This window comes from Pseudomonas sp. PAMC25584 (genome assembly GCF_058135675.1).
Window position 1 is genome coordinate 2147229 of record NZ_CM176870.1, and the last position, 24047, is coordinate 2171275.

The window sequence follows — 24047 nt, forward strand, 5'->3', positions numbered from 1 at the left end:
TAGAGGCCTAGGCTTTGGCGAATACGCCATTGAACCCACACATCACGCCAATCATGCCTCGACTCATTCACGTACTCGCTTTTGATAATGCCCAAGTGCTCGATGTGACCGGGCCCTTGCAGGTGTTCGCGTCCGCCAACGACCTGGCGCGCCAGCGCGGTGCGCCGTTGCCCTACGCGGTCGCGGTGATCGCCGCCCAGACGGCGCCGGTGATGACCTCCGCCGGCCTGGCGCTGGTGGCCGAGCCGTTGCCGGCCGTCGACACGCCTTGCGACACCCTGATCATCGCCGGTGGCTGGGGCGTGTACGGCGCCGCCGAAGACCCGGCGCTGGTGGACTGGGTGCGCGAAAAAGCCCGGCACACCCGGCGTATGGCGTCGGTGTGTACCGGGGCTTTTTTGCTGGCGGCCAGTGGCTTGCTTGACGGTTGCCGCGTGGCGACCCACTGGACGCGCTGTGAAGAACTGGCGCGCAAATTCCCGGCGCTGACGGTGGAGTCCAACCCGATTTTCATCCAGCAGGGTGCGGTGTGGACGTCGGCCGGTGTGACCGCCGGTATCGACCTGTGCCTGGCCCTGGTGGAAGAAGACCTGGGCCGTGCCGTGGCGCTGGAAGTGGCGCGGCACCTGGTGGTGTTCCTCAAGCGTCCCGGGGGGCAATCGCAATTCAGCGTGACCTTGTCATTGCAAAAAGGCGACAGCCGCTTCGCCGAGTTGCACGCGTGGATCGCGGAACACCTGACCCTCGACCTGACCCTCGCCACCCTGGCCGCCCAGGCCGGCATGAGCGAGCGCAGCTTCGTGCGCCATTACCGCGCCGAAACCGGCCAGACCCCCGCGCGTGCCGTCGAGTTGATCCGCGTCGAAACCGCCCGCCGGCAACTGGCGGACAGCAGCGCATCGATCAAACGCATCGCCGTGCAGTGCGGGTTCGGCTGCGAAGAGACCTTGCGGCGCAGCTTCCTGCGGGTCTTGTCAGTGACGCCGCAGGCCTATCGCGAGCGCTTTTCGCCAGTGGCCTAGGCGAGCAGTTCCAGGAGCGCCGCAAGGGTCGCTTGCGGCGCTTCCTGAGGAATATTGTGGCCCACGCCGGGCAGCACCTGCCGCCGATAGACGCCGCTGAAGTGCTGCGCATCGTCATCCTCCAGCGGCGGCGGGCCCACGCCATCGTCGGCGCCGCACAGCGAAATCGTCGGCACCGTGATCGTCGGTTGCAGCGCCAGCGCCTGTTCGATGGACGCCAGTGCGGGATCGCCCGGCGCGTACATGAAGCGGTGACGGTAGGAGTGAATCACCACGTCGACAAAGTCCGGGTTATCGAACGATGGCGCGCTTTGGCCGTACAGGCTTGGCCCTGCGGCCCAGGAGGGCGACCACAGTGACCACAGCAATTGGCAAAACGCCCGGCGATTGGCGGTCAACCCATCCACGCCACGCGGGGTGTGGAAGTAGAACTGGTACCACAACAGATGCTCCGTTTCCGGCGACCTGGGTTCGAGAGACTTGGCAATGTCCTGGATGTTATAGCCATCGCCGCTCACCAACCCGCGCACCCGTTCCGGCCACAGCGCCGCGACAATACACGCCGCGCGCCCGCCCCAGTCATAACCTGCGAGGGTGGCCCGCGGGATACTCAGCGCATCCATGAAGTCCAACAGGTCCTTGGCCAACGCCGCTTGTTGCCCGGAGCGCATCACGTGCGCGTTGATAAACCGCGTCGGGCCATAGCCGCGCAAGTACGGCACCAACACCCGGCAACCGCGCTCGGCCAGGGCCGGGGCGATGTCGTCATAGCCGCGAGGGTCGTAGGGGAAGCCATGCAGCAGGATTACCGGCTCACCGCCGACGGGGCCGTGGGCTTCATACGCCACATCGAGCATAGAGGTGCGTATGTGAAGCAGCGGAGGGGCGATGCGCATGGTGGGCTCCTGTCGGCTGGGCGATGACTGCTGATGAAACTAATGCCGATCCGCTAAAGCCACAAGTCTGAGAGCGTCGAGGATCAAGTGTGTCCTGCATTCAGGTTGGCTGACTCACCGCCGTCACGGCCTCGACGGGTGGTGTTCAAGGTTGCCACACCGTCTTCTCGCCGCTCAATTTGCGGTCCAGAAACGTCGCCGCGCTGATCAGCGCCAAATGGCTCAATGCCTGAGGCATATTGCCCAAGTGCCGCGCCTGGTTGTCGAACTCTTCGGCGTACAACCCCAGCGGGTTGGCATACCGCAGCAACTGTTCAAACTCCAGATGCGCCTTTTCCACCTGCCCGGCGCGGGCCAGGCATTCGACGTACCAGAACGAGCAGGCGGCAAACGCGCCTTCGGTGCCTTGCAGGCCGTCGATCTGGCTGTCGTCGTTGCGATAGCGATAGACCATGCCGTCGCGCACCAGGCTTTTCTGGATCGCTGCGAGGGTCGAGAGCCAGCGCGGATCGGTGGCGGCGACGAAGCGCACCAGCGGCATGAGCAGCATCGATCCGTCCAGCGCGGTGCTGCCGGTATGCTGCACAAAGTGCCCGCGTTCTTCGTTCCAGAAGTTACCCCAGATATCCGCGTAGATCGCCTGGCGCGTCTGGTCCCAGCGCGCGAACGGCGCCGGCAACGAGCGCTTGGACGCCAGGCGAATCGCACGGTCCAGCGCGACCCAGCACATCAGCCGCGAGTGCAGGAAGTGATGCTGCTCGCCGCGCATTTCCCAGATACCCACGTCTTTGCGGTTCCAGATATCGCAGACCTGATCCGCGAGTTCTACCGTGTGTTTCCAGCCTTCGTGGGAAATGGCTTCGCCGTATTTGTTGACCAGGTAAACCGCGTCCATCAACTCGCCGTAGATGTCCAGTTGAACCTGGTCGAACGCCTCGTTGCCGATACGCACCGGCGTCGCGCCGCCATGCCCGCGCAAGTGCGTCAGTTGGGCTTCCGGCAGTTCCTGGCGGCCGTCGATGCCATACAGGATGTTGATCTTGGCGGGCTGGTCGCAGCAGTCGCTGACCCGGCCTCTGAGCCAGCGCATGTAGTGATTGGCTTCTTCGACAAAACCCAGGCGCATGAAGGCGTAGACGGTGAACGAGGCGTCGCGGATCCAGGTGTAGCGGTAGTCCCAGTTGCGCTCGCCGCCGGGCGATTCCGGCAGGCCGAAGGTGGCGGCGGCGATGATCGCGCCATGTTTGCGCGAGGTCAAAAGTTTCAGCGCCAGGGCCGAGCGGTTGACCATTTCGCGCCAGCGCCCACGGTAGTTCGATTGCGCGATCCAGCCACGCCAGAATTTCAAGCTATGCGCCAGCGCCAGGTCGGTGCAACGGCTGTCGACGCGCGGGTCGTCTTGCCCGCCGAGGACGAATTCGGCGCCTTCTTCCTGGGCCAGGACGAAGCTGGCCACTGCGGCGTTGTCGTCGATCTGCATGGGGTGGCTGCTCGACAGGCGCAGGCCGGGCTGGCCGTCGGCGGCGAAACACACGGTGCCGTTGTCGAGGCTGGCGTGGGTGGGCGTGCGCGCATAGTCGTGACGCACGGCGCAGCGCAGGTGAATCGTCACCCGGCCGCTGACCGCACGCACGCGGCGAATCAACAGGGGCAGGTCGTCGACCTCCTCACTGATGGTCAAAAAGTCAGTGATTTCCACCACGGCGTCATCGCTGAGCCAGCGGGTTTGCAGCACGTTGGTGTCAGGCAGGTAGATCTGCTCGCGGCGGGCGTTGGGCAGGTCCGGCGTCAGCTGGAAAATGCCGGCGTCGGGGGTGTCGAGCAGCGCGCAGAAAATCGAGGGGCTGTCGAATTCCGGCCAGCAGAAAAAGTCGATGCTGCCCTTGTCGTTCACCAATGCGGCACTGCGCATGTCGCCGATGATGCCGTGGGCATCGATGGCGCTCTGAGGCTCGTTCTTGAAATCAACCATTGCCGCGATACTCCGGGAAAAGGCGCAAGCCGCCCTCGACAAACAAGGTGCTGCCGGAACGGGCAGCGGTGACCTGAGCGACTTGTTGCTCCAGCGAGAGATGCATCAGCTACCCACCTTTGAGTTGCGTTCAGTTAGCTGACTGGCAAGGCGCCGCACAAGTTCACGTAAAAAAGCCCGTCAGCCCAGCCGGCTGGCATTCGCCGATTGAGCGCGCGCTTGATGACTGAGCTTTTACGCCTACCCCCGGCGAGCCGGAGGGTATCTCCTACACTCTGTCGCCGGTCAGAGCCCGGCTCGGTGTGCTTTGAGGTAGAAGCTCTTCGAGCTCACGTATCCCGTTCGGCAACGTCATTTACCCAGCCACGCTGATTGTTCAGATTTCTGAGCCTAGGCACTTTTGCGCTGCCTGACCGGGTCGGGCGGCGACGGTGCGGGTTGCGCCGAAATCGCTTGGGAGGGGGATGAGTTCCTTATCCCGGCAGATGCTCTTCCTACCCGGCAGTTGGAAACTTTCAGCTCTCTCAGGAACCGACTCCCACAGTTCTGCCACACAGGATAAGCCTGCTTCCGCTGGTTTCCTTCACGATTTGTTGATCGTCGGGCGGCTGGGACGGTGAGGTAACGCGTCTGATCAAACCGAACTGGAGAACTAAATGTCGGTATCAGTATTCCATCAGTCTGTCGCTCATTCCTCTGATGAGAAGTCTCTCAGAGGCTCCATGTCCAATGCCGAGCGGTCTACGACCTCGTCTGCCAGCCAGAGCTTGTTCTGGGATTCGTATCACTTCGGCTCGGCATTCGGCAGCGCGCCGTCACGCCCGCACCTTGGCCACGGTCATTTTAACCCGGGGCCGCCGCCACGTCCGCTGCCTGATGGTGTGTGCCCGAACCCAGGCCCCCCTCCGCGCCCGACTCCCGAGCGGCCGGACCCGTATTATTCGAAGCTAAGCAACCAACAACTGGCCCAGGCGCTGCTGACCAATTATGGCGCGTTCAAGGGTGGACAGTATTCGCGGCAAGTCACGCGCGAAAGCCTGCAAAAGATGGCAGATCAATTGCCGGTGGACGCCAATGTTCGTCTGGCGAAGGAACTGCTGCGGCGTCCCGATCTGATTCGGGCGCTCGATCGAAACATGAGTACCGGTGCTTCGGATGGCCGCTTGTCCAGGGAGGATATTCTGAGCGTCATTCGTTCCGATAACCCCTTTAAACTCAAAGATGACAAAGAACTGGTCAAAGAAATGCTCGGCCATTTCGAAGAGTTGAAGAGGAAAGGCCGGGGCAACAGCATCACGCTCGACAAACTCGAAGAACTTGCGAAGCAACCGTTGACGGGCAATCCGGCCACTGACCATCTCATCGAATTGGTCAAGGAAGTCATGTCCCGTTCGATTCTGCAGGGGCGGATGGATAATGTTGACGAGTGGCAGCGTGACGGCAAGGTTTCGCGACGCGAATTGCTGCAACTGCTGCAACAACTGCGTTAACTCTGGCACAGCCGAATGCCGCGTCACCCGCGGCATAGGTTGGCAAGCGTGTTGAGCAGGAAGCACCACTTCAACCAGGCAGGAACCGCTTGCGAGGTTTTACCACGAGGACATTGCCGTCAGCCGTTGAATGGCTATCGGTGTCTTCATCTACCGAATCAGGTGTGGACGATGAATCCGACATCATTTGAATCTCAACCCTCCCAGTACACTGTTGCGACCTTGGCGATTCCTGCACGGGAAGCAGGAGCCCAAAGCAAATCCCGTTCGCAGGCGCTCAACCTCACGTCGTCGCCGAAGTTCAGCTTCAGGGCGCCCACTGCCGAAGATTTCGATAAAGGTTCTCGAGCGTTCATGGAAGAACCGGTGTCCAGCCCTGTGCTTTCAACGCTCGCCGGTTTATGGAGCAAGTTGTCCTGTCGTCCCGCCAATGACGCCGACCGGCATTTAGGCTAGCCGTTGTAACGTGCTGCCTGGGAAAACGATAAGGCAGAGAAAAAGCGATCAGGCGTGCATGAGCTACTTGAAGGATTCAGGCCGCTCATGTCTTTTGTTCAGACCCGCAGTATTTTGCCGCTGACCGCCACCGCGGCCAGCAATCCCCCGATCAGCAGGAAGGCGGTCGCCAGGCTGCTCCCATGGGCAATGAAGCCGATCACCGCAGGCCCGGCCAGAATGCCGGCATACCCGAGGGTGGTGATGGCCGGCACGGCAATGTGTTCCGGCATGACGGTCTGTTTGCCGACCGCGGAGTAGAGCACCGGGACGATATTTGAGCAGCCGGCGCCGACCAATGCGTAGCCCAGCAGAGACATTTCCCAGGCTGGCGACAGGGTGGCGAGGAAGATCCCGGCCGCCGCCAGCGCCCCGCCTGCGACGATCACCCGCGCAGCCCCCAGTCGACGGACAATCCGGTCACCGCTCAGGCGCCCGGCGGTCATGGTCAGGGCAAAGGCCGCATAACCCAGGCCGGCATAGGCTTCATCCAGGCCGCGTTCAGCGCTGAGGAACACTGCACTCCAGTCGAGCACGGCGCCTTCGGCCAAAAATACGATAAAACACAAGCAACCGATAAACAGCACCACGCCATGGGGAATGGCGAACGGCGGCCCTGAGCTTTCACTGCCGTAGGGCAACAAATGCGGGCCGGCCTTGAGCAGCGCCAGCGCCATGATGATGATCACCACCAGCGTCGCCTGCAGCGGCGAAAACCCCAACCCCAGCAGCCCGGAGACCCCCGCTGCGCCGACGATGCCGCCCAGGCTGAACAACCCATGGAAGCCCGACATCATGGTTTTGCCGCTGGCGCGCTCAACGATCACCGCTTGCAGGTTGACCGTGGAATCAACCGTGCCCAGGCCCGCGCCGAACAGGAACAGAGCGGCGATCAGCAACGGGATCGAACTGACGGTGGCCAGCATGGGCAGGGCCAGACAGAGCAGGATCGTCCCGGCGCTCAGTACGCGCCGGCAACCATAACGAGAGGCCAGTGCGCCGGCCATCGGCATGGCGATGATTGACCCGACGCCCAGGCACAACAGCAACAGGCCCAGGGTGCCCTCGTTGAGTTGGGCGCGGGCCTTGGCATACGGCACCAGCGGTGCCCAGGCAGCGATGCTGAAGCCGGCGATGAAGAAGGCGATACGGGTCGACATTTGCTCCAGCCGCCCGGGAACCACGGGCGCTGGGGTGGGGATGGCAGTCATGGAAAATCCTTGGTTTTGCGTTCAGCGAACGATGTCCGGCGCGACATCCTTGCACATCAAGCCCCAGCGAGCGAGCCAGGTTCGCGCGGGGTTCACGCCGACTGCGGATTTTATTTTTTCCATCACGGAACGCTCTGGACGCTTGCAGCCACTTAGAGGTCATCGCGCTGTAGGAGGTGTTCTGGAAGGTGCGTAATCCCCGTGAGAATTGCTGAACCCCAGGCCTCTTGCGGTGGATGACGCACCTTCCAGACCACTTCCCACACGTCGACCGTTCTGTAATACGCTGCTGCTTCTGTGTGCTGGTGACTTGACGGACGAAGCGATGAAGGACTTTCAGGCAGGCGACAACATGACCCGGTTCTACGATGCCCGCGGCAACATCTATGGAGTAGTCAGCCCGGCCTGTTTGCGCCGCCACGGTGTCGAGGTGCCCGACAATGCGGCCCTCGCGGCGAGCAGGCGGGACGCGTGGGCACTGCCGGCGATTGCCGCCGAATGTGGCTGGGGGCCTTCGCCGCGTCCGGCCGGTGCCAAGGCGCACCGGTGTGATGGGTTGTTGGTGGGACCGTTTCAGGCGGCGCCGCCGTTTGATCTGTTGATCGTCAACACGGACGGCTCTCTCGCGGAACGCAGTGGCAATGGTCTGACCATCTTTGCCCAGGCGCTGAGCGATCAGGGTTTGATGACGCAGGGCTGCGAGCTACGGGTGCATCACGACAAACAGGATGCGAGGTCGCCGCTGGCGACTTTTGTAGAGCCGGCGCTGTACGAGCAGGTTCGCGGGTTCTGGCTGGCCTTGGGGCAGCCGGCGTTCGGCCCGCTGGCGGTCGGCGCGGTGGGCGTAGACCCGCTTGTCGCCCAGGGTTGTGCGTTCAGCCATGTGCCCGCGCTGGCGGCAATCAACCTGCAATGGACGCGCAGCCAGTTTGTCCGGGTGGGCAACCCCCATTGTGTGACGTTGGTGACGCAGGCCGCTGCACTGCCGGACAATCAGCCGATGCACCAGCCCGCGCTGTTCGAGTCATTGCAGGCGATTGCGTTTGCGCCACCTGCCGGGCGTGGCCAGCCCTGCGTGGCCGGGGTCAATTTGCAATGGGCCGCCCGGGCGTCCGGTAATCGAGTACTCGCGCGGGTATTCGAGCGGGGAGAGGGGCCGACGGCATCCTCCGGGACCAGCGCCTGTGCGGTGGCGTGCGCGGCGTGGCGCGCGGGTTGGGTCGAGGGCGCGGAGGTCGCGGTGGTGATGCCGGGCGGTACGGTGCCGGTTCGGCTGCAGACCCAGGCTGAGACAGTGCTGAGCGTCAGCCTGTTCGGGGCTGCACGGCCGCAGATCGAGGCAGGGCCGCGCGGCTGATCGATTCGAGTCGCAAACACCGCGTACTCGATTCGATCGTCGGCCCCCCGCGATCTACAAAAACTCTACCTGCGCCGGCTGGCGCTTCATCAATACCTTGCCGTTGCGGATCGAGTACAGCGCCTGGCCCTGGCTGCGAATCACCTCGTAGTCGCTGTCTGCCGAAAGGATCAACAGGTTGGCCGGCCGGCCGGGCTCCAGGCCGTAGCGATCACCGAGGGCCATGGCCTTGGCGCTGTTGTCCGTGACCAGGTCCAGCGCGCTTTGCAGGTTGCGGTAACCGAGCATGTGGCAGATGTGCAACCCGGCTTCGAGCACCCGCAGGATGTTGCCGTTGCCCAGGGGGTACCACGGATCGACGATGGAGTCCTGGCCGAAGCACACGTTCATGCCGGCTTCCAGCAGCTCGTTGACGCGGGTCACGCCGCGCCGTTTCGGGAAGCTGTCGAAGCGCCCTTGCAGGTGAATGCTTTCGGTGGGGCAGGAGACAAAGCTGATACCCGAATGCCCGAGCAGGCGGAACAGTTTGGCGCAGTAGGCGTTGTCGTAGGAGCCCATGGCCGTGGTGTGGCTGGCGGTGACGCGGGCGCCCATGCCGCGGCTGCGGGCTTCTTCGGCCAGCACTTCGAGGAAGCGCGAGTGCGGGTCGTCAGTTTCGTCGCAGTGAACGTCCACCAGGCAACCGCTGCGTTCGGCCAGGTCCATCAGGAACTTCACCGAACTCACGCCCTGGTCGCGGGTGTATTCAAAGTGAGGGATGCCGCCGATCACGTCGGCGCCCAGGCGAATGGCTTCCTCCATCAGCTCGCGGCCGTTGCGGTACGACTCGATGCCCTCCTGGGGAAAGGCGACGATTTGCAGGTCGATCAGGTGCGTACTGTCTTCGCGCACTTCGAGCATGGCTTTGAGTGCGGTGAGGTTCGGGTCGGTGACGTCGACGTGGGTGCGCACATGCTGGATGCCATGGGCGGCGAGGGCCTGGATGGTTTTTTTGGCGCGGGCCTTGGTGTCTTCGTGGGTGATGGTGGCTTTGCGTTCGCCCCAGCACTCGATCCCTTCGAACAGGGTGCCGCTCATGTTCCAGCGCGGTTCGCCGGCGGTGAGGGTGGCGTCGAGGTGGATGTGCGGTTCGACGAAGGGCGGTATCACCAGGTTGCCGGCGGCGTCCAGGTCGTCGGGCGCTGCCGTGGGCGCTGTGGTTTGCGGTGTGATGCTGGCGATCCGGCCGTGTTCCAGGTGCAGATCATGCAGGCCTTCACGGTTGCGCAGGCGGGCGTTGATGATGTGCATGGGCAAGTTCCTCTTGGCTAAAAACAATCAGGCTGACAGCCGCCAGATCATCAGCGCGATGCCGATGTCCAGGCGGTCATATGAATCATCCAGCTTCAGCCCGCACAGGGCCTCGATGCGCTGGACGCGGTGCGTCAGGGTATTGCGGTGTACGGCCAGGCGCTGGGCGGCAGCCACAAGGTTACCATTCTCGTGGAACCAGGCTTCGAGGGTCGGCATCAGGCTCGGCCCATGGTGCAGGTCGTGACGTAGCAGCGGGCCCAGGCGTTCATTGAGAAACTGGTCGAGCAGCGCGCGATCGCGCACGCCGCTGAGCAGCTTCAATACGCCGAGTTCGTCATACACGCACAGCCCGGCGCGCTCGCTGAAGCGCCGCGCAGCGGCCAACGCCTGGCGCGCTTCATCCTGAGCCTGGGCCAGGCGCGCGGGCGGGTGGGCGGCGGCGCTCAGGCCGATAAACAGTTTCAGCGGCGCCAGGCGCAGGTTCAGCGGCTTCAACCAACCGGCCAGTTGCTCACGGTTAGCCAGCGCCGCGACGGCATCGGCGGCCGGCAGCAGCAACGTCCATTGCCCGGCTCGCCCGAGTACCGGCACCGAGGCCGACAACTGCCGCAAGCGCCGGGTAATGCTGTCGTGTTGCCGAGCCAACTGCGCTTCCATGTACGCGGCCTCACCCTGGGTAAATAACGCGTCGCTGCCCTCCAACTGCAACTGCACGATTTGCCACTGGCCGGCCAGGGGCATACCCAACTGTGCGGCGCGGTGCAGCAGCAGATCCAATGATTGATAGTCACCGGCCAGCAACCGCTCCAGCACATCGTGCCGCGAGCGGCCCAATTGCTCCGAATGGATCAACGCTGAACCGATCGCCTGGGTCACCAGCACCATTTTCAGCGAGTAAGGCTGTTCGATCAGCGGCATGTCGGCGGCTTCGGCCGCCTCCAGCAAGCGCTGGGGAATCGCCTGGATATAGGCCGGCCCGGTGAGAATCACCAACCCGGCCACCTGACGCAGGCAGGCTTCCTCCAGCAGTTGCAGCAAGTTGGCCTCGTCCCGTGGGTGATTGATACCGGTGACGAACACCAGTTCGCCGCCCAGCACCCACTCGGCGATGCCACTGTTTTCCGCGACATACGGCCAGCGCACGGCATTCTCCAGACCCGCCGCCCCGGCGCGCAGGCACAGAGACTCGAGCCCCGGCAGGGCGAGCACATCGGCGATGGTCAGGCTCATGCCTGTGCGTCAGCCAACGCTGTCCGCCCGCGCAGTACGGCGGTGAGCGCCATGTAGGTCAGCGACGCGGCCACGATCCCCACCAACGGTGCCACCCAGGGCGAATTGAACGCCAGTACGGTGCCCACGGCGTAGGCCGTCAGCCCCGGCCAGTTGAACGCGGGCAGGCGCGCATCGGCCAGGCGCGGGTAGTGGCCGCGATAGCGATAGAAGAAGTCCGCCATGATCACCCCGCCAATCGGTGGAATCACCGTGCCCAGCAGGATCAGGTACGGCACCAGCATGTCGTACATGCCGAGCAACGCCAGCAGCGTGCCGATCACCGCACCGGCCAGGGTGACTGTCTTGCGGCGGCGGGTGCGCAGCAGGTTGCAACCGGCCACGGCGAAGTTGTAGATGGTGTTGTCCTGAGTGCTCCAGATATTGAGCAGCAACATGGCCATCGCGGCCATGGCAAAGCCTTGCAGCAGCAACACCTCCACCACGTCGGGTTGTTGATAGACGATGGCGCCATAGGCCCCGATCAGCACCATCAAGCCGTTGCCGACAAAGAAACCGATCAGGCTGGCGAGCACCGCGACCTTGGCCGAGCGGGAAAAACGCGTCCAGTTGGTCGCCTGGGTCGCGCCGCTGACAAAGGTGCCGAACACCAACGTGATCGCCGTCGACAAGTCCAGCTCTGACGTTGGCACCACCGCCAGCAACCCCTGCAGCCCGCCGACTTTCACCGTGGCGACCCACATCGACAGGCACAACAGAATGCCCATGGCCGGCACGGCGATGTAGGACAAAATCTCCAGCCCGCGATACCCCACGTAGGCCGTGGCGCAGAACAGCAGGCCAAACACCACCATCAGCGCCAGCACGTTGCCCTGGCTCAGCTCGAAATATTTGCCCAACACCACGGCGGCCGTAGCGGTGCCCCAGGCGTACCAGCCGATCTGGGTGAAACCGAGGATCAAATCACTGAGCTTGCTGCCGACTTCGCCAAAACAGAAGCGCCCCATCAACACCGAGTTCAGGCCGCTCTTGAATGCGATGTAACCCAAGCCTGCGGCATAAATGCCCAACAGCAGGTTACCCAAGGCCACGACGCCGAGCATGTCGACGAAACTGAACGCCACGCCCAGCTTGCCGCCGGCAAACATGGTTGCGGTAAAAAAGGTAAAGCCCAGCAGCACCATGGCGGTGGACGCCAGGCCCTTGCGCGCATGCATCGGGACTTCGCTGAGGGGGTAATCGTTACCTGGTTCTTGCTGCGTCATGTGCCTTGCTCCCTGAATGAGTGACGCAGGCCTGTTGCACCGCGCGTGCCAATTGAGCAGCAGTGACGGGCGCACGGTGGGCGTTGTGCAGTGTGCACAGGTTTTATCGCCAAACAGGGGCGGAGCACGGGCGGGAGTGGTCGCGGTGCCCAATCGGGCACGAAAGCGGTGCAGCGGTGATACACATTGGATCAGTCGAACAGCGTCTGCGTGGTCTCGCCGCGATGAAACGCAAAGGCCGCCTCAAGATCACTTTCGATGGTGCGCCCACGGGACAGCGGCGGCAGGTTGTCGAGGGCGAAAAACCCCACCTCGGTGGTTTCGAACCCGGCCGTCGGCGCCAGTTGGTCGACCCGTTCACACAGGAAATACAGTTTGTAGAAGTCCCGCACATCTGCGCGGTACAAGCCCTTGGCCTTGTGCGTGACGCTATAGAGCGCCCGCGCCGTCACCGTCAGCCCAGCTTCCTCGCGGATTTCCTTGATGATGTTTTCCGCCGCCGACAAACCGATATCGGCATAACCCCCCGGCAGCGCCCAGCAACCATCGGTCGCCTCGCGCACCAGCAGAATGCGCTCGCCGTCGATCACCGCGCCGCGTACATCGATCATCGGCGTCGAGTAGCGCTGGGCGAAATCCGAGACCAGCCCGGTGATGCGCTCCAGCGGCACATTGCCCAATTGCGCGAGCATGCTGTGGGCGATCTCGGCAATTTCCTCCAGGCGCTCGCGTTCGAAGTCGTCGGTGCAAAAATGCAGCCCCGTGGAAGCCAATGCCTGTAAGCGTTTGGCCTGGGCCAGCCAGGTGTTTTCCATAGGGCGCTCCGACAGGGCGTTGACGTGAGGTTTACTCGCCGTGATAGATGCAGCCGCTGGTGCAGGTTTCATGGATGCGAATCGCGCTGAGTTCGGGCAGCAGGGGTTTCAATTCGGTCCAGATCCACTTGGCCAGTACTTCGCTGGTGGGGTTTTCCAGGCCGGGGATGTCGTTCAGGTAGTTGTGGTCGAGGCGTTCATAGAGCGGCTTGAAAATCGCCTTGATCTCCGAGAAGTCGCGAATCCAGCCGGTATGGGGGTCCAGGTCGCCGCTCAGGTGGATCGCCACCTTGAACGAATGCCCATGCAGGCGCCCGCACTTGTGGCCGTCTGGCACGTGGGGCAGGCGGTGGGCGGATTCGAATGTAAATTCCTTGAAGATTTCCACAGTATTTTTCAGCTCGGTCAGGTTTCTGGCAGGCGGCGAGTTTAACAGCTACATCGCGCCTCGCGCATACCGCTGGGTCAAAGCGCCTGCAAGCGCTCGCCCAGGCCACCCTGGTCGGCCAGTTGCAGAAACTCATCGCCCAGGCGCCGGCTCTCGCTCATTGCGGTTTGCCAGTACTTGTTGCGACTCGCGTCATCGCCCAGAAAGCGCTTGAAGTCGCTGCGGTCCGGCAGTTTGCCGTGGGGCAGGCGGGCCAGGTAGTCCTTCGACGGTGCCAGCAGCAACACGTCCTGCAAGCCTTGTTGATTGCTGCGTCGCCACGGCAGGCCCTTGTCGAACCAGCCGGGGATGACGCGGTCGGTGAAGTGCGGGTACAGCACGATGTCATCGCCGTGGTAGGGCAGGTCGAGGTGGTAATCCAGCAGGCCGCCGTCGCGGTAGGTGCCCGCGCCAGCGCCAGGCAGGTCGCGCACGCCTTGCATCACCATGGGGATCGAGCCGGACGCCAGCAGCGCCTGGCGCAGGTTGCCCAGGTTCAGGTCGAGGAAGCGCGACGGGAAATCCTGCAGCGCATGCACTGGCGGCGCCTGGCGTGGGTCATGGATGATCAGCCGTTCGAAATACCGCGCCAGCCGTGCGCGGCCGCGCAGGTTGTCGGCAATCACCGACGACAAGCCCAGGCCCAGGCGCCCGCGGTGATCGTCGGCGAGCAGGCCGTGGCTCTTGACCACCATGATGTTCAGCCGATAGTCGGGGTTGTCCAGCACCCGCGCATCGCGTCCAGCCAGCAGGTCATCGAGCATGCGCCGGCAGCTCTGGCTGACCTCGGCCATGGTCACGCCTTTGGCAAAGCGTTGCTCGTTGTACAGGCGGCCGAGGTCGAGCAAGCCTTGCACCGGGTCGGGCAGGCAGGCGCTGGCAAACCGCCAGGAACCGATGGAGGCACCGATCAGCGCACGTTCGCGCGGCGCGCGGGGCAGCCAGTCGCCGAACAGCGCCAGGTCCAGGCCCTGAATGCCCAAGGCCTTGGGCCCGCCTGCCGCACCGGGAAGGATACCGACATCGGCAGGCGTGAGGCCTTGCTCTCGAATGCGCGCAAAGGCGCGCTTGCCGGCCTTGAGTGTCAGGGCGGGAAACTTGATGTGGATGGCTGTCATACCGGTCTCTGTTGAAGCGAGCAGGGCAGTATAGAAAATCTTGCACGATGAGGGAAAACGGCTGGCTTGAATTGCCATGGTGGCAATTCAGTTTCAGTTAAGTTGCCACGGTTACGTTGGTGCGGTGTAGGACATTCAACCGGAAATGGAGGCTTACGTGAAAACCCTCACGATTTTGTTCTCCACCCGTATCATTGCCCCATTGCCTATTTGGGCCACGCCCGTAACCGGGCCACCCTCAAGGAACATCAGGACACGTAATGAAGGTAAATCTACGCGCGTGCAGTCAGGTGGCGCTGGTATTGCTGCTAACCAGCTCAAGCCTGTCGGCCCATGATCTTGGTCAGGACGAAGCCTTGCACCTGCGCCAGAAGGGCGTTATCGCCGCGCTGGAACACTTGCTGGGGCCTGCGTTCGAGCGCTACCCAGGCGCCAAACTGCTGGATGCCGAGCTTGAAGAGCACAAGGATCGTCCGGTGCGCTATATCTATGAAATCGAATTGCTGACCGTCGAAGGGGTGGTGCGCGAAATCGAGCTCGACGCCAGCACCGGTGAGTTGCTCAAAGATAAGGAAGACGACTGATGCGCCTGCTGTTGGTGGAAGACAATGTACCGCTGGCCGATGAACTGCTGGCCGGCCTGCAGCGCCAGGGCTATGCCGTCGATTGGCTGGCCGATGGGCGCGATGCTGCGTACCAGGGCCGCAGCGAACCCTATGACTTGATCATCCTTGACCTCGGCCTGCCCGGCTTGCCCGGGCTTGAGGTGCTGGCGCAATGGCGCGCCGCCGCGCTGGCCACCCCGGTGCTGATCCTCACCGCCCGCGACTCCTGGGCCGAGCGCATCGAAGGGCTCAAGGCCGGGGCCGACGATTACCTGAGCAAACCGTTTCATCCCGAAGAGCTGCACCTGCGCGTCCAGGCGCTGTTGCGTCGCTCCCACGGCCAGGCTAACCAGCCGACCTTGCAAGCGGCCGGCCTGCACCTGGATGAAGGGCGTCAATGCGTGCTGCGCGACGGCGACGAAATCCAGCTGACCGCCGCCGAGTTCCGCCTGCTGCGCTATTTCATGCTGCACCCGGAGCAGATCCTCTCGAAAAGCCATCTGGCCGAGCACTTATATGACGGCGAGACCGAGCGCGACTCCAATGTGCTCGAAGTCCACGTCAACCACCTGCGCCGGAAATTGGGCCGCAGTGTGATCGAAACCCGGCGCGGCCAGGGGTATCTGTTTGGCGCCAGTCCTGCATGAGGTCGATCCAGCGGCAGCTGAGCCTGGGGCTGATCAGCGTGATGGTGGTGGTCGGTGTGGTGCTGGCGCAAACCAGCCTATGGTTGTTCGAAGCCGGTTTGCAGCGCTATTTGGAAGCCGGTTTGCGCAACGACAGCGAGAACCTGCTGGTCGCGCTGGTGCGCGGGCCGAATGGTGTGCAACTCGACGAGCAACGCTTGTCGCCGGCCTATCAGCGGCCGTTCTCGGGGCATTATTTTCGTATCGATTTCGCCGACACCCACTGGCGCTCCCGCTCATTGTGGGACCAAGAGCTGCCACGCCTGCCCGAGGCCGGGCTCAAGGGCAACCTGCAACTGGGGCCGGAACGTCAGCAACTGTTGGTACTGCGCTCGGACTACAAGCGCTTCGGCCAATCGATTTCCATCAGCGTGGCCCAGGACTACACGCCCGTGCGGGAAAGCTTTCGGCTGATGCGTCAGATCGGCCTGGTGCTGGGAGGGGCGGCCCTGTTGCTGGTGTTGATCCTACAACGGGTCACGGTCCGTCGCGCGTTGCGCCCGCTGGAAATTGCGCGCAACCAGATCGCCCAGTTGCAACAGGGCCAGCGCTCGCAACTCGACACCCAGGTGCCGCAGGAGCTGGAGCCGCTGGTGGCGCAGATCAATCACCTGCTGGCCCACACCGAAGACAGCCTCAAGCGTTCACGCAATGCCCTGGGCAACCTTGGCCACGCGCTGAAAACCCCGCTGGCGGTGCTGTTGAGCGCGGCATCGAGCGAAGCGCTCAAGGATCAGCCGCACTTGCGCACGCTGTTGCACGAGCAGCTTGAACAGGTGCAACAGCGCCTCAACCGCGAACTCAATCGCGCGCGCCTGGCCGGCGAAACCCTGCCGGGCGCCTTGTTTGATTGCGCGAAAGAGCTGCCGGGCTTGCTGGCGACCCTGAACATGGTCCACGGCGACCACCTGGACTTGAGCCACCACGCCGCCCCAGATCTGCAATTGCCCTGGGATCGCGAAGACTTGCTGGAGCTGCTCGGCAACCTGCTGGACAACGCCTGCAAATGGGCGGATGCCGAGGTGCGCCTGAGCGTCAGCGAGACGCCGCACAGTTACCTGCTGGCGGTGGAAGACGACGGCCCCGGCATTCCCGAGGCCCAGCGTGACCAGGTGTTCAGCCGTGGCACGCGCCTGGATGAACAGATCGACGGCCACGGCCTGGGCCTGGGGATCGTGCGCGATATCGTCGAGGTGTGGGGCGGGGTGTTGCAGTTGCAGGAAAGCGAACTGGGCGGGCTCAAGGTGCTGATCGAACTGCCCAAACGCTAGGGCCGGTTAAAAATGGGGGAGGGGCAAGCCCCCTCCCACATGGGATCTCCTTCAGGCGCGGTGTCGGTCGCTCACACTTTGAAATGATCCATCAACCGCTGTTGCTGATTGGCCAGGCTGTTCAACGCCTGGCTGACCCGCGCCGATTCGTTGGCCTGCTCCGACAGCGACTCGGTCACATCGCGGATCGTCGCCACGTTGCTGTTGATCTCTTCGGCCACCGCGCTTTGCTCTTCGGCGGCACTGGCGATCTGCAGGTTCATGTCGCTGATCACCGTGACCGCTTCGCCGATCTGGCGTAGGGCGGTGACCGCCTCGCCGACTTGTTCGACGCTGCCCTGGGCCTGGCGATAGCTGTTGCCCATGGCGCCGACCACATCGGTGGTGCCGCTTTGCAGTTGCTCGATCACCAGGCGGGTTTCTTCCACCGATTCCTGGGTTCGTCGGGCGAGGTTGCGCACTTCGTCGGCCACCACCGCAAACCCACGGCCGGCCTCACCGGCGCGGGCGGCTTCGATGGCGGCGTTGAGGGCCAGCAGGTTGGTCTGCTCGGCGATGCCGCGAATCACTTCGAGCACAGAGCCGATCTGCGCGCTGTTGGTCGCCAGGCCTTCAACCTGGGTCATGGCGGTGCTCATGTCCGCTGCCAGATGGCCGATGTTAGTGGTGGTGCGGTCGATGACTTTCAGGCCATCACGGGTGGCCTGGTCCGCATCGCGTGCGGCTTGGGCGGCCTGGGCCGCGCTGCGGGCGACGTCCTGGGCGGTGGCGCTCATTTCATGGGAGGCGGTGGCCACCTGATCTACCTGGCGGTATTGCTGTTCCATGCCGGCGCTGGTCTCGCTGGCGATCGCGGCGGATTGGTCGGCGGTGCCACGGGCGTCCTGCACCGAGCGTTTGACCTCGGCGATGATCGGTTGCAGCTTGTCGAGGAAACGGTTGAACCAGCCGGCCAACTGCCCCAGCTCGTCCTGTTTGTCGTAGGCCAGGCGGCGGGTCAGGTCGCCTTCGCCGCTGGCGATGTCTTCGAGCATGTGCGCCACGCCCAGGATCGGCCGGGTCACGCTTCGCGCCATCAGCCACACCAGCCCCAGGCCGATTACGGCGGCGAGCAGGCCCAGGCTCAATTCGAGCAAGGTGCCTCGGGTGTTATCGGCGTCCAGTTGCGCCTTGAGCGCTTCGGCCGGGCCCACCAGGATTTTTTCCGGCACATCCAGCAACACGCCCCACGGTTTGCCGTCGGGGATCGGCGCGAACGGCGCCAAGACCTTGAGTCGATGGTCGGCCCGCAGGCTGCTGATCCGCGCGCTGCCGGCCAGGGCGCTGATCAATTGCGCGCCGCTGGCGGGGTCGACCTGGTCCAGGCGCTGGCTGAGCTTGCTCGCATCCGCGCTGTAGCCGGCCAGTAAGCCGGTGGGGCTGAGAATGCTGACTTGGGTCTGGCCGTCATACAGCTTGTGGCTCGTCTGCTGGCTCACCGCCTGTAGGCTGTTGAGGTTGATGTCCACCGACAGCGAGGCGATGACTTTGCCATTCACCGTCAGCGGGAACACGAGGCTGGTCATCAGCACGTTTTGGCCGTCGATGACATAGAAGTACGGTTCGATCACGCACGGTTTGAGGGTGGTGCGCGGGCAGGTGAACCAGGCGTTGGCCTTTTCGCCGCTCGGACCGATGCGGGTGTCGGACATGTCGCTTTCGGGCAGCGACATGGCGGTGAGTGTGCCGGGCGTCGGCTGTGACCAATAGAGGGCGAACCGGCCTTTGTCGTTGCTGCCCAGCTCTGCCTGGTTGACGAACAGCTCATCCTTGCCGTCCAGGGCATTGGCTTCGAACACCAGGGACAACCCGAGCAGGTCGGGGTTGGCCTGCAAAGCGGCCTTGACCTGGCGGGTCAAGTCTTCACGGGTGTCGAAGGCGTCGAGGAAGCGTTTTTCCGCCTGTTCGCGCAGGAACAGCACCTGGCGGGAAAACCCATGACCGTATTGATAGGCATCCATGAACTGCCGGCGGATGCCCAGCGCCTGCGCTTCGCCCTGGGCTTCGATACGCGCCTGGGCCGCTTCATCGAGCATGTGCATGCTGGAGGCTTTGACCCGTTGCGAACTCTGTTCCATGCGATACAGCGACAGACCCACCAGCAGGGTCACGATCCCCAGCAGGCAGAGGCCTGCGAGCAGGGTGATTTTCCATTGAATGGACAGCTGTCTGAGGGACATCGCGGGGCATCCTTAACCTGAAAACATAGAGAGCCCTTAGTATCGGCGGCTGTAATTTTTTCTTTATTCAAACGTTCAATTTAAATCTGTAAGCGACGCCGTTTTTTGACATGCGGGCGCGCCTGCTGCAAAGTGCGCGCCCTCTAATAAGACCTCCTTTAAGCCTGTACGCCGGCAGTCATCCACAATGGCCGCTAGGGCGCGGGTATGCCTGTTGTTTGATTTTTTGCTTGAGGTAACCATGATTAACGCAGTCATCGCCGCAGTCGGCACCATGCTGGTGCTCAGCCTGTCCCGCGTGCATGTGGTCATCGCCATTATCGTCGGCGCCCTGGTGGGCGGGCTGACGGGTGGCCTGGGCATCGACGCTACGCTCAAGGCCTTCAACGGTGGGCTGGGTGGTGGCGCGACGGTGGCTTTGTCCTACGCATTGCTCGGCGCTTTCGCGGTAGCGATTGCCAAGTCCGGCCTGGCGCATGCCCTGGCGGACAAGGCGCTCCTGCTGGTCGATCGCCAGGAAGCCAGCGGCGGCAGCCATGTCAAATGGTTACTGATCGGCTTGCTGTGGGTGGTGGCGATTGCGTCGCAAAACATCCTGCCGATTCATATCGCGTTTATCCCGCTGCTGGTGCCGCCGTTGTTATACGTCCTGACCAAACTGCAACTGGACCGCCGCCTGATCGCCTGCGTGATGACCTTCGGTTTGATCACGCCTTACATGTTCCTGCCGGTGGGCTTCGGCAACATCTTCCTCAACCAGATCCTGCTGGCCAATGTGGCCAAGAGCGGCGTGGACATCAGCCAGGTCAACGTGACCCACGCCATGGGCCTGCCAGCGCTGGGCATGGTGGTCGGCCTGCTGGTGGCGGTGTTTGTCAGCTACCGCAAAAAACGTGTGTACGACCTGGAGAAAATCGAGCGGGTCGAACAGGTCGCGGTGCAGTACAACCCGCTGACCCTGTTGGTGGCCGGCCTGGCGATTGCCTCGGCGTTCATCATTCAGTTGTGGCTGGACTCGATGATCATCGGCGCCCTGGCCGGGTTCCTGATTTTTTCGGTGTCGGGCATCGTGCGCTGGCGCGAGACGGACGATTTGTTCACCGAAGGCATGAAGATGATGGCGATGATCGGCTTCATCATGATCGCCTCCTCAGGGTTTGCCGAAGTGCTCAAGGCCACCGGTGACGTGCGCTCGCTGGTGGAAACGTCGGCGGCGTTCATCGGCCATAGCCGTGGGGTAGGCGCGTTGCTGATGCTGCTGGTGGGGTTGCTGGTGACCATGGGGATCGGCTCGTCGTTTTCCACGGTGCCGATCCTGGCCGCGATTTTCGTGCCGCTGTGTGTGCAATTGGGTTTCAGCCCGCTGGCCATCGTCTGCATCGTCGGCACGGCCGGTGCCTTGGGCGATGCCGGTTCGCCGGCGTCGGATTCGACCCTGGGCCCCACCTCCGGCCTCAATATCGACGGCCAGCACCACCACATCTGGGACACTGTGGTGCCGACGTTCCTGCATTACAACATTCCGCTGCTGGTGTTTGGCTGGGTGGCGGCGATGACGCTCTGACGAGGTAGCCCTACAGAATCCGCGCAGTGGGCCGATAACCTCTTAAGTCGCCATGAATAAGAGAGAAAAGCCATGCGTCTGAGCCTGAAGGTCAAAGTCCTGTCCCTTGCCATAGTGCCCGTGCTGTTGTTCGCCCTGGTGATTAGCCTGACCACGGTGTGGATCCTGCAGGGGCAAGCGCGCAACGAGGTGGATGAGACCCGCCAGCACTTGCTCGACGCCGCCAAGGCCACTCTGCAGAGCTATGTGGAAGTGGCAATGACCACGATCAAGCCGCTCTACGACGCCGCCGCCCCGGGTGATACGGCGGTGCGTGCCGAGGTGGTTAAGCTGCTGTCCAATACCAGCTACGGCAAGGACGGCTACTTCTTCGGCTACGACTCCGAGACCATCCGCCTGTTCAAGGGCAACAGCCCGGACGGCGTGGGCAAGAGTTTCAAGGACAACCGCGACCCCAATGGGGTCTACGTCAACCGCGACCTGGTCAAGGTCGGCAAGGACGGCACCCACTACCTGCAATACAGCTCGACCCAGCCCGGGCAGACCGAATTGGTGCCCAAACTGGGCTACACCGAGTACCTGCCCAAGTGGGACATGGTCATCGGCACCTCGGTCAACCTGGATGGCATCGACGCCCAGGTGGCGGTGGTCGAGGCCAAGGTCGAGAAACGCATGGAGGGCGTATTGCTGAGTATCCTCGGCGTGGCCGTGCTGGTGCTGCTGGTGATTGCTGCGGCGGGCATGGTCCTGGCCAATACCATCCTGCGTCCGCTGCACCTGATGAAAGCCAACCTCGACGACATCGCCGCCGGCGAAGGCGACCTGACGCGGCGCCTGGCTATCACCAGCCAGGATGAGCTTGGCGATCTGGCCGGGGCTTTCAACCGTTTTGTCGACAAGATCCACGGCCTTGTACGCCAGATCACCGAAATGACCGCGCAACTCACCGGGCTGGTGGGCCAGGTGTCCGACCAGGCGCAGCGCTCGGAACAGGCCATGGAGCGTCAGCGTCACGAGACCGACCAGGTGGCCACCGCGATCAATCAGATGTCCGCCGCCGCCCAGGAAGTTGCGCACAGTGCCCAAGGCGCCTCCGTCGCGGCGCAACAGACCGACGTCGAGGGCCAAGCCGCCAAGCGCGTGGTGGACCGCAGCATCGCGCAGATCCATGCGTTGGTGAACGATATCCGCAGCAGCGGGGTGTCCCTCGACAGTCTGCAACAGGACGTGTCGTCGATTGTCAGCGTGCTCAGCGTCATCCGCTCGATTGCCGAACAGACCAACCTGTTGGCCCTTAACGCCGCGATCGAAGCCGCGCGGGCGGGGGAGGCCGGTCGCGGGTTCGCCGTGGTCGCCGACGAAGTGCGCGCCCTGGCCAGCCGCACCCAGACCAGCACCCAGGAAATCCAGGGCATGATCGACCGCCTGCAAAAAGGCACCGTAGCCGCTGTGGAGGCCATGCGCCGTTCCAGCGACGCCGGCGACGGCACCTCGGTCCAGGCCAACGAAGCCGGGGCGTCGTTGGACACCATCGCGCAGTTGATCGGCACCATCAACTCGATGAACGCGCAAATTGCCAGCGCCGCCGAAGAGCAGACCGCCGTGGCCGAAGAGATCAACCGCAGCGTGCATCAGATTGCCGTGGCGGTAGACAGCGTGGCCGATGAAACCCAGTTGGGGGCCCAGACGTCGCGCAGCCTGGCGGATCTCGGCCAGCGCTTGGGGCAACTGGTGGGCCAGTTCAGGATCTGAACAGGGCTACAAGACGTCGCGCATCAAGAGGCCGAAGCGCAGATCCATCTCCGCCGGCAAGGGCACATACACCGTGTGCCCATCCCCCGGCGCCACCTCGATGGCTTCGCCCTTGGCGTTGTGCAGTGTGGCCAGGTCGAAGTGAAAATTGCCGGCGGGGGTCATCAATTCCAGGTGATTGCCCAACGCAAAACGGTTTTTCACCTTGACCTCGGCCAGCTCGCCCCGGCGCTCGCCGGTCAATTCCCCGACGAACTGCTGACGCTCCGACACCGAACTGCCGTTCTGGTAGTTCTGGTATTCGTCGTGTACATGGCGGCGCAGGAAACCTTCGGTGTAGCCGCGTTGCGCGAGTGACTCCAGGTTGGTCATCAGGCTGCGGTCAAACTCGCGACCCGCCACCGCATCATCGATGGCCTGGCGATACACCTGGGTGGTACGCGCGCAGTAGAAGTGGGACTTGGTACGGCCTTCGATCTTCAACGAATGCACACCCATACGCGTCAGGCGCTCCACATGCTGCACTGCGCGCAGGTCCTTGGCGTTCATGATGTAGGTGCCGTGCTCGTCTTCGAAGGCGGGCATCTGTTCATCCGGGCGGTTGGCTTCCTGCAACAGGAACACCTGATCGGTCGGTGCACCAATGCCCAGTGTGGGTTGCGGCCGGTATTGCTGGACGATATCGCCGGTGGCGTTTTCCACTGCCGGCGTGGCCTGGTATTTCCAGCGACAGGCGTTGGTGCAGGTGCCTTGGTTGGCGTCGCGCTTGTTCATATAGCCCGAGAGCAGGCAGCGCCCGGAATAGGCCATGCACAAGGCGCCGTGGACAAACACTTCCAGCTCCATGGCCGGCACCTGCTCACGGATTTCGCCGATCTCTTCCAGGGACAATTCCCGCGACAGAATCACCCGGCAGATCCCTTGCTGTTGCCAGAATTCCACACTGGCCCAGTTCACGGTATTGGCCTGCACCGACAAGTGGATGGGCATCATCGGGAAGTGGCGACGCACCAGCATGATCAGCCCCGGGTCGGACATGATCAGCGCATCCGGGCCCATGGCGATCACCGGGGCCAAGTCCTTGAGGAAGGTCTTCAGCTTGGCGTTGTGCGGCGCGATGTTGACCACCACGTAGAACCGCTTGCCCAGCGCATGGGCTTCCTCGATACCCAGGGCCAGGTTGGCGTGGTCGAATTCGTTGTTGCGCACGCGCAGGCTGTAGCGCGGCTGGCCGGCGTATACCGCATCGGCGCCATAGGCGAAGGCGTAGCGCATGTTTTTCAGGGTGCCAGCGGGGGCGAGCAGTTCGGGGGCAAGGACGAGAGACATGGGGAGGGGACCCAAAAGGTCGCGAGCGTA

General features: G+C 63.2%; 20 protein-coding genes and 2 pseudogenes. 10 read left to right on the plus strand and 12 right to left on the minus strand.

The window, feature by feature from the left end; translation table 11 throughout:
• The first annotated feature begins 53 nt into the window (after positions 1-53).
• Positions 54-1022 carry a GlxA family transcriptional regulator gene (locus ACS5Q8_RS10025; RefSeq protein ID WP_276197360.1) on the plus strand — a complete coding sequence of 323 codons (969 nt, stop codon included), beginning with the start codon at positions 54-56 and terminating at the stop codon, positions 1020-1022.
• Here ACS5Q8_RS10025 and ACS5Q8_RS10030 read toward each other — a convergent pair.
• Both ACS5Q8_RS10030 and ACS5Q8_RS10035 read right to left on the minus strand, forming a co-directional pair.
• Entirely contained in the window at positions 1019-1918 is a 900-nt protein-coding gene (locus tag ACS5Q8_RS10030; RefSeq protein WP_276197361.1) for an alpha/beta fold hydrolase, read from the minus strand. The genes ACS5Q8_RS10025 and ACS5Q8_RS10030 overlap by 4 nt on opposite strands.
• A gap of 145 nt (positions 1919-2063) precedes the next feature.
• Entirely contained in the window at positions 2064-3890 is a 1827-nt protein-coding gene (locus ACS5Q8_RS10035) for a glycoside hydrolase family 15 protein (protein WP_276197362.1), read from the minus strand.
• A gap of 656 nt (positions 3891-4546) precedes the next feature.
• Here ACS5Q8_RS10035 and ACS5Q8_RS10040 point away from each other — a divergent pair.
• Both ACS5Q8_RS10040 and ACS5Q8_RS10045 read left to right on the plus strand, forming a co-directional pair.
• Positions 4547-5380: a hypothetical protein gene (locus ACS5Q8_RS10040; protein ID WP_465160127.1), complete on the plus strand. Its 834-nt coding sequence runs from the start codon at positions 4547-4549 to the stop codon at positions 5378-5380.
• A 171-nt stretch (positions 5381-5551) separates the two neighbouring features.
• On the plus strand, positions 5552-5836 hold the full coding sequence (locus tag ACS5Q8_RS10045; protein ID WP_276197364.1) for a hypothetical protein: 285 nt from the start codon (positions 5552-5554) through the stop codon (positions 5834-5836).
• A 98-nt stretch (positions 5837-5934) separates the two neighbouring features.
• Here the strand turns inward: ACS5Q8_RS10045 and ACS5Q8_RS10050 are convergent, their stop codons facing one another.
• Positions 5935-7086, minus strand: coding sequence for an MFS transporter (locus ACS5Q8_RS10050; protein WP_276197365.1), 1152 nt, complete (start codon positions 7084-7086; stop codon positions 5935-5937).
• Between the two features lie 352 nt (positions 7087-7438).
• On the opposite strand from ACS5Q8_RS10050, the gene ACS5Q8_RS10055 reads away from it, so the two are divergent.
• Positions 7439-8443 carry a diaminopimelate epimerase gene (locus tag ACS5Q8_RS10055; protein ID WP_465160359.1) on the plus strand — a complete coding sequence of 335 codons (1005 nt, stop codon included), beginning with the start codon at positions 7439-7441 and terminating at the stop codon, positions 8441-8443.
• A gap of 54 nt (positions 8444-8497) precedes the next feature.
• Here ACS5Q8_RS10055 and codA read toward each other — a convergent pair whose 3' ends face one another.
• From codA to ACS5Q8_RS10085, 6 genes are all read right to left on the minus strand, one after another.
• Positions 8498-9733, minus strand: coding sequence for a cytosine deaminase (codA, locus tag ACS5Q8_RS10060; RefSeq protein WP_276197366.1), 1236 nt, complete (start codon positions 9731-9733; stop codon positions 8498-8500).
• Positions 9734-9760: 27 nt separating this feature from the next.
• Complete coding sequence (locus ACS5Q8_RS10065) at positions 9761-10966, minus strand: PucR family transcriptional regulator (protein ID WP_276197367.1); 1206 nt, start codon at positions 10964-10966, stop codon at positions 9761-9763.
• Entirely contained in the window at positions 10963-12231 is a 1269-nt protein-coding gene (codB, locus tag ACS5Q8_RS10070) for a cytosine permease (protein ID WP_276197368.1), read from the minus strand. Before codB ends, ACS5Q8_RS10065 begins: the two co-directional genes overlap by 4 nt.
• 191 nt (positions 12232-12422) lie before the next feature.
• Positions 12423-13046 (minus strand): NUDIX hydrolase, encoded by a 624-nt coding sequence (locus ACS5Q8_RS10075; protein ID WP_426101033.1) that lies wholly within the window; start codon positions 13044-13046, stop codon positions 12423-12425.
• A 31-nt stretch (positions 13047-13077) separates the two neighbouring features.
• Positions 13078-13434, minus strand: coding sequence for a 6-carboxytetrahydropterin synthase QueD (gene queD / locus ACS5Q8_RS10080; protein ID WP_201190933.1), 357 nt, complete (start codon positions 13432-13434; stop codon positions 13078-13080).
• Positions 13435-13511: 77 nt separating this feature from the next.
• Positions 13512-14591: a patatin-like phospholipase domain-containing protein gene (locus ACS5Q8_RS10085; RefSeq protein WP_465160128.1), complete on the minus strand. Its 1080-nt coding sequence runs from the start codon at positions 14589-14591 to the stop codon at positions 13512-13514.
• A 260-nt stretch (positions 14592-14851) separates the two neighbouring features.
• Between ACS5Q8_RS10085 and ACS5Q8_RS10090 the strand changes: the two genes are divergently transcribed.
• From ACS5Q8_RS10090 to ACS5Q8_RS10100, 3 genes are read left to right on the plus strand one after another with little or no spacing between them, the layout of a single operon-like run.
• Positions 14852-15175 carry a PepSY domain-containing protein gene (locus ACS5Q8_RS10090; RefSeq protein ID WP_247407674.1) on the plus strand — a complete coding sequence of 108 codons (324 nt, stop codon included), beginning with the start codon at positions 14852-14854 and terminating at the stop codon, positions 15173-15175.
• Positions 15175-15843: a response regulator transcription factor gene (locus tag ACS5Q8_RS10095; RefSeq protein ID WP_276197371.1), complete on the plus strand. Its 669-nt coding sequence runs from the start codon at positions 15175-15177 to the stop codon at positions 15841-15843. Before ACS5Q8_RS10090 ends, ACS5Q8_RS10095 begins: the two co-directional genes overlap by 1 nt.
• Positions 15840-17153: a sensor histidine kinase gene (locus ACS5Q8_RS10100; protein ID WP_276197372.1), complete on the plus strand. Its 1314-nt coding sequence runs from the start codon at positions 15840-15842 to the stop codon at positions 17151-17153. Before ACS5Q8_RS10095 ends, ACS5Q8_RS10100 begins: the two co-directional genes overlap by 4 nt.
• A gap of 71 nt (positions 17154-17224) precedes the next feature.
• Here ACS5Q8_RS10100 and ACS5Q8_RS10105 read toward each other — a convergent pair whose 3' ends face one another.
• Positions 17225-17980 carry a methyl-accepting chemotaxis protein gene (locus ACS5Q8_RS10105; RefSeq protein ID WP_426101205.1) on the minus strand — a complete coding sequence of 252 codons (756 nt, stop codon included), beginning with the start codon at positions 17978-17980 and terminating at the stop codon, positions 17225-17227.
• Positions 17981-18082: 102 nt separating this feature from the next.
• Positions 18083-19372, minus strand: a pseudogene (locus tag ACS5Q8_RS10110) (cache domain-containing protein); the annotation flags it as partial.
• A gap of 244 nt (positions 19373-19616) precedes the next feature.
• On the opposite strand from ACS5Q8_RS10110, the gene ACS5Q8_RS10115 reads away from it, so the two are divergent.
• The 3 genes and pseudogenes from ACS5Q8_RS10115 (at position 19617) to ACS5Q8_RS10125 (ending at position 22688) form a co-directional block, all read left to right on the plus strand.
• Complete coding sequence (locus tag ACS5Q8_RS10115; RefSeq protein ID WP_276197921.1) at positions 19617-20936, plus strand: Na+/H+ antiporter family protein; 1320 nt, start codon at positions 19617-19619, stop codon at positions 20934-20936.
• A 72-nt stretch (positions 20937-21008) separates the two neighbouring features.
• Positions 21009-21830, plus strand: a pseudogene (locus ACS5Q8_RS10120) (cache domain-containing protein); the annotation flags it as partial.
• 102 nt (positions 21831-21932) lie between these two features.
• Positions 21933-22688, plus strand: coding sequence for a methyl-accepting chemotaxis protein (locus tag ACS5Q8_RS10125; protein WP_426101209.1), 756 nt, complete (start codon positions 21933-21935; stop codon positions 22686-22688).
• Positions 22689-22694: 6 nt separating this feature from the next.
• On the opposite strand, the gene trhP is transcribed toward ACS5Q8_RS10125, so the two are convergent.
• Positions 22695-24017: a prephenate-dependent tRNA uridine(34) hydroxylase TrhP gene (trhP, locus tag ACS5Q8_RS10130; protein ID WP_247406669.1), complete on the minus strand. Its 1323-nt coding sequence runs from the start codon at positions 24015-24017 to the stop codon at positions 22695-22697.
• Between the last annotated feature and the right edge of the window lie 30 nt (positions 24018-24047).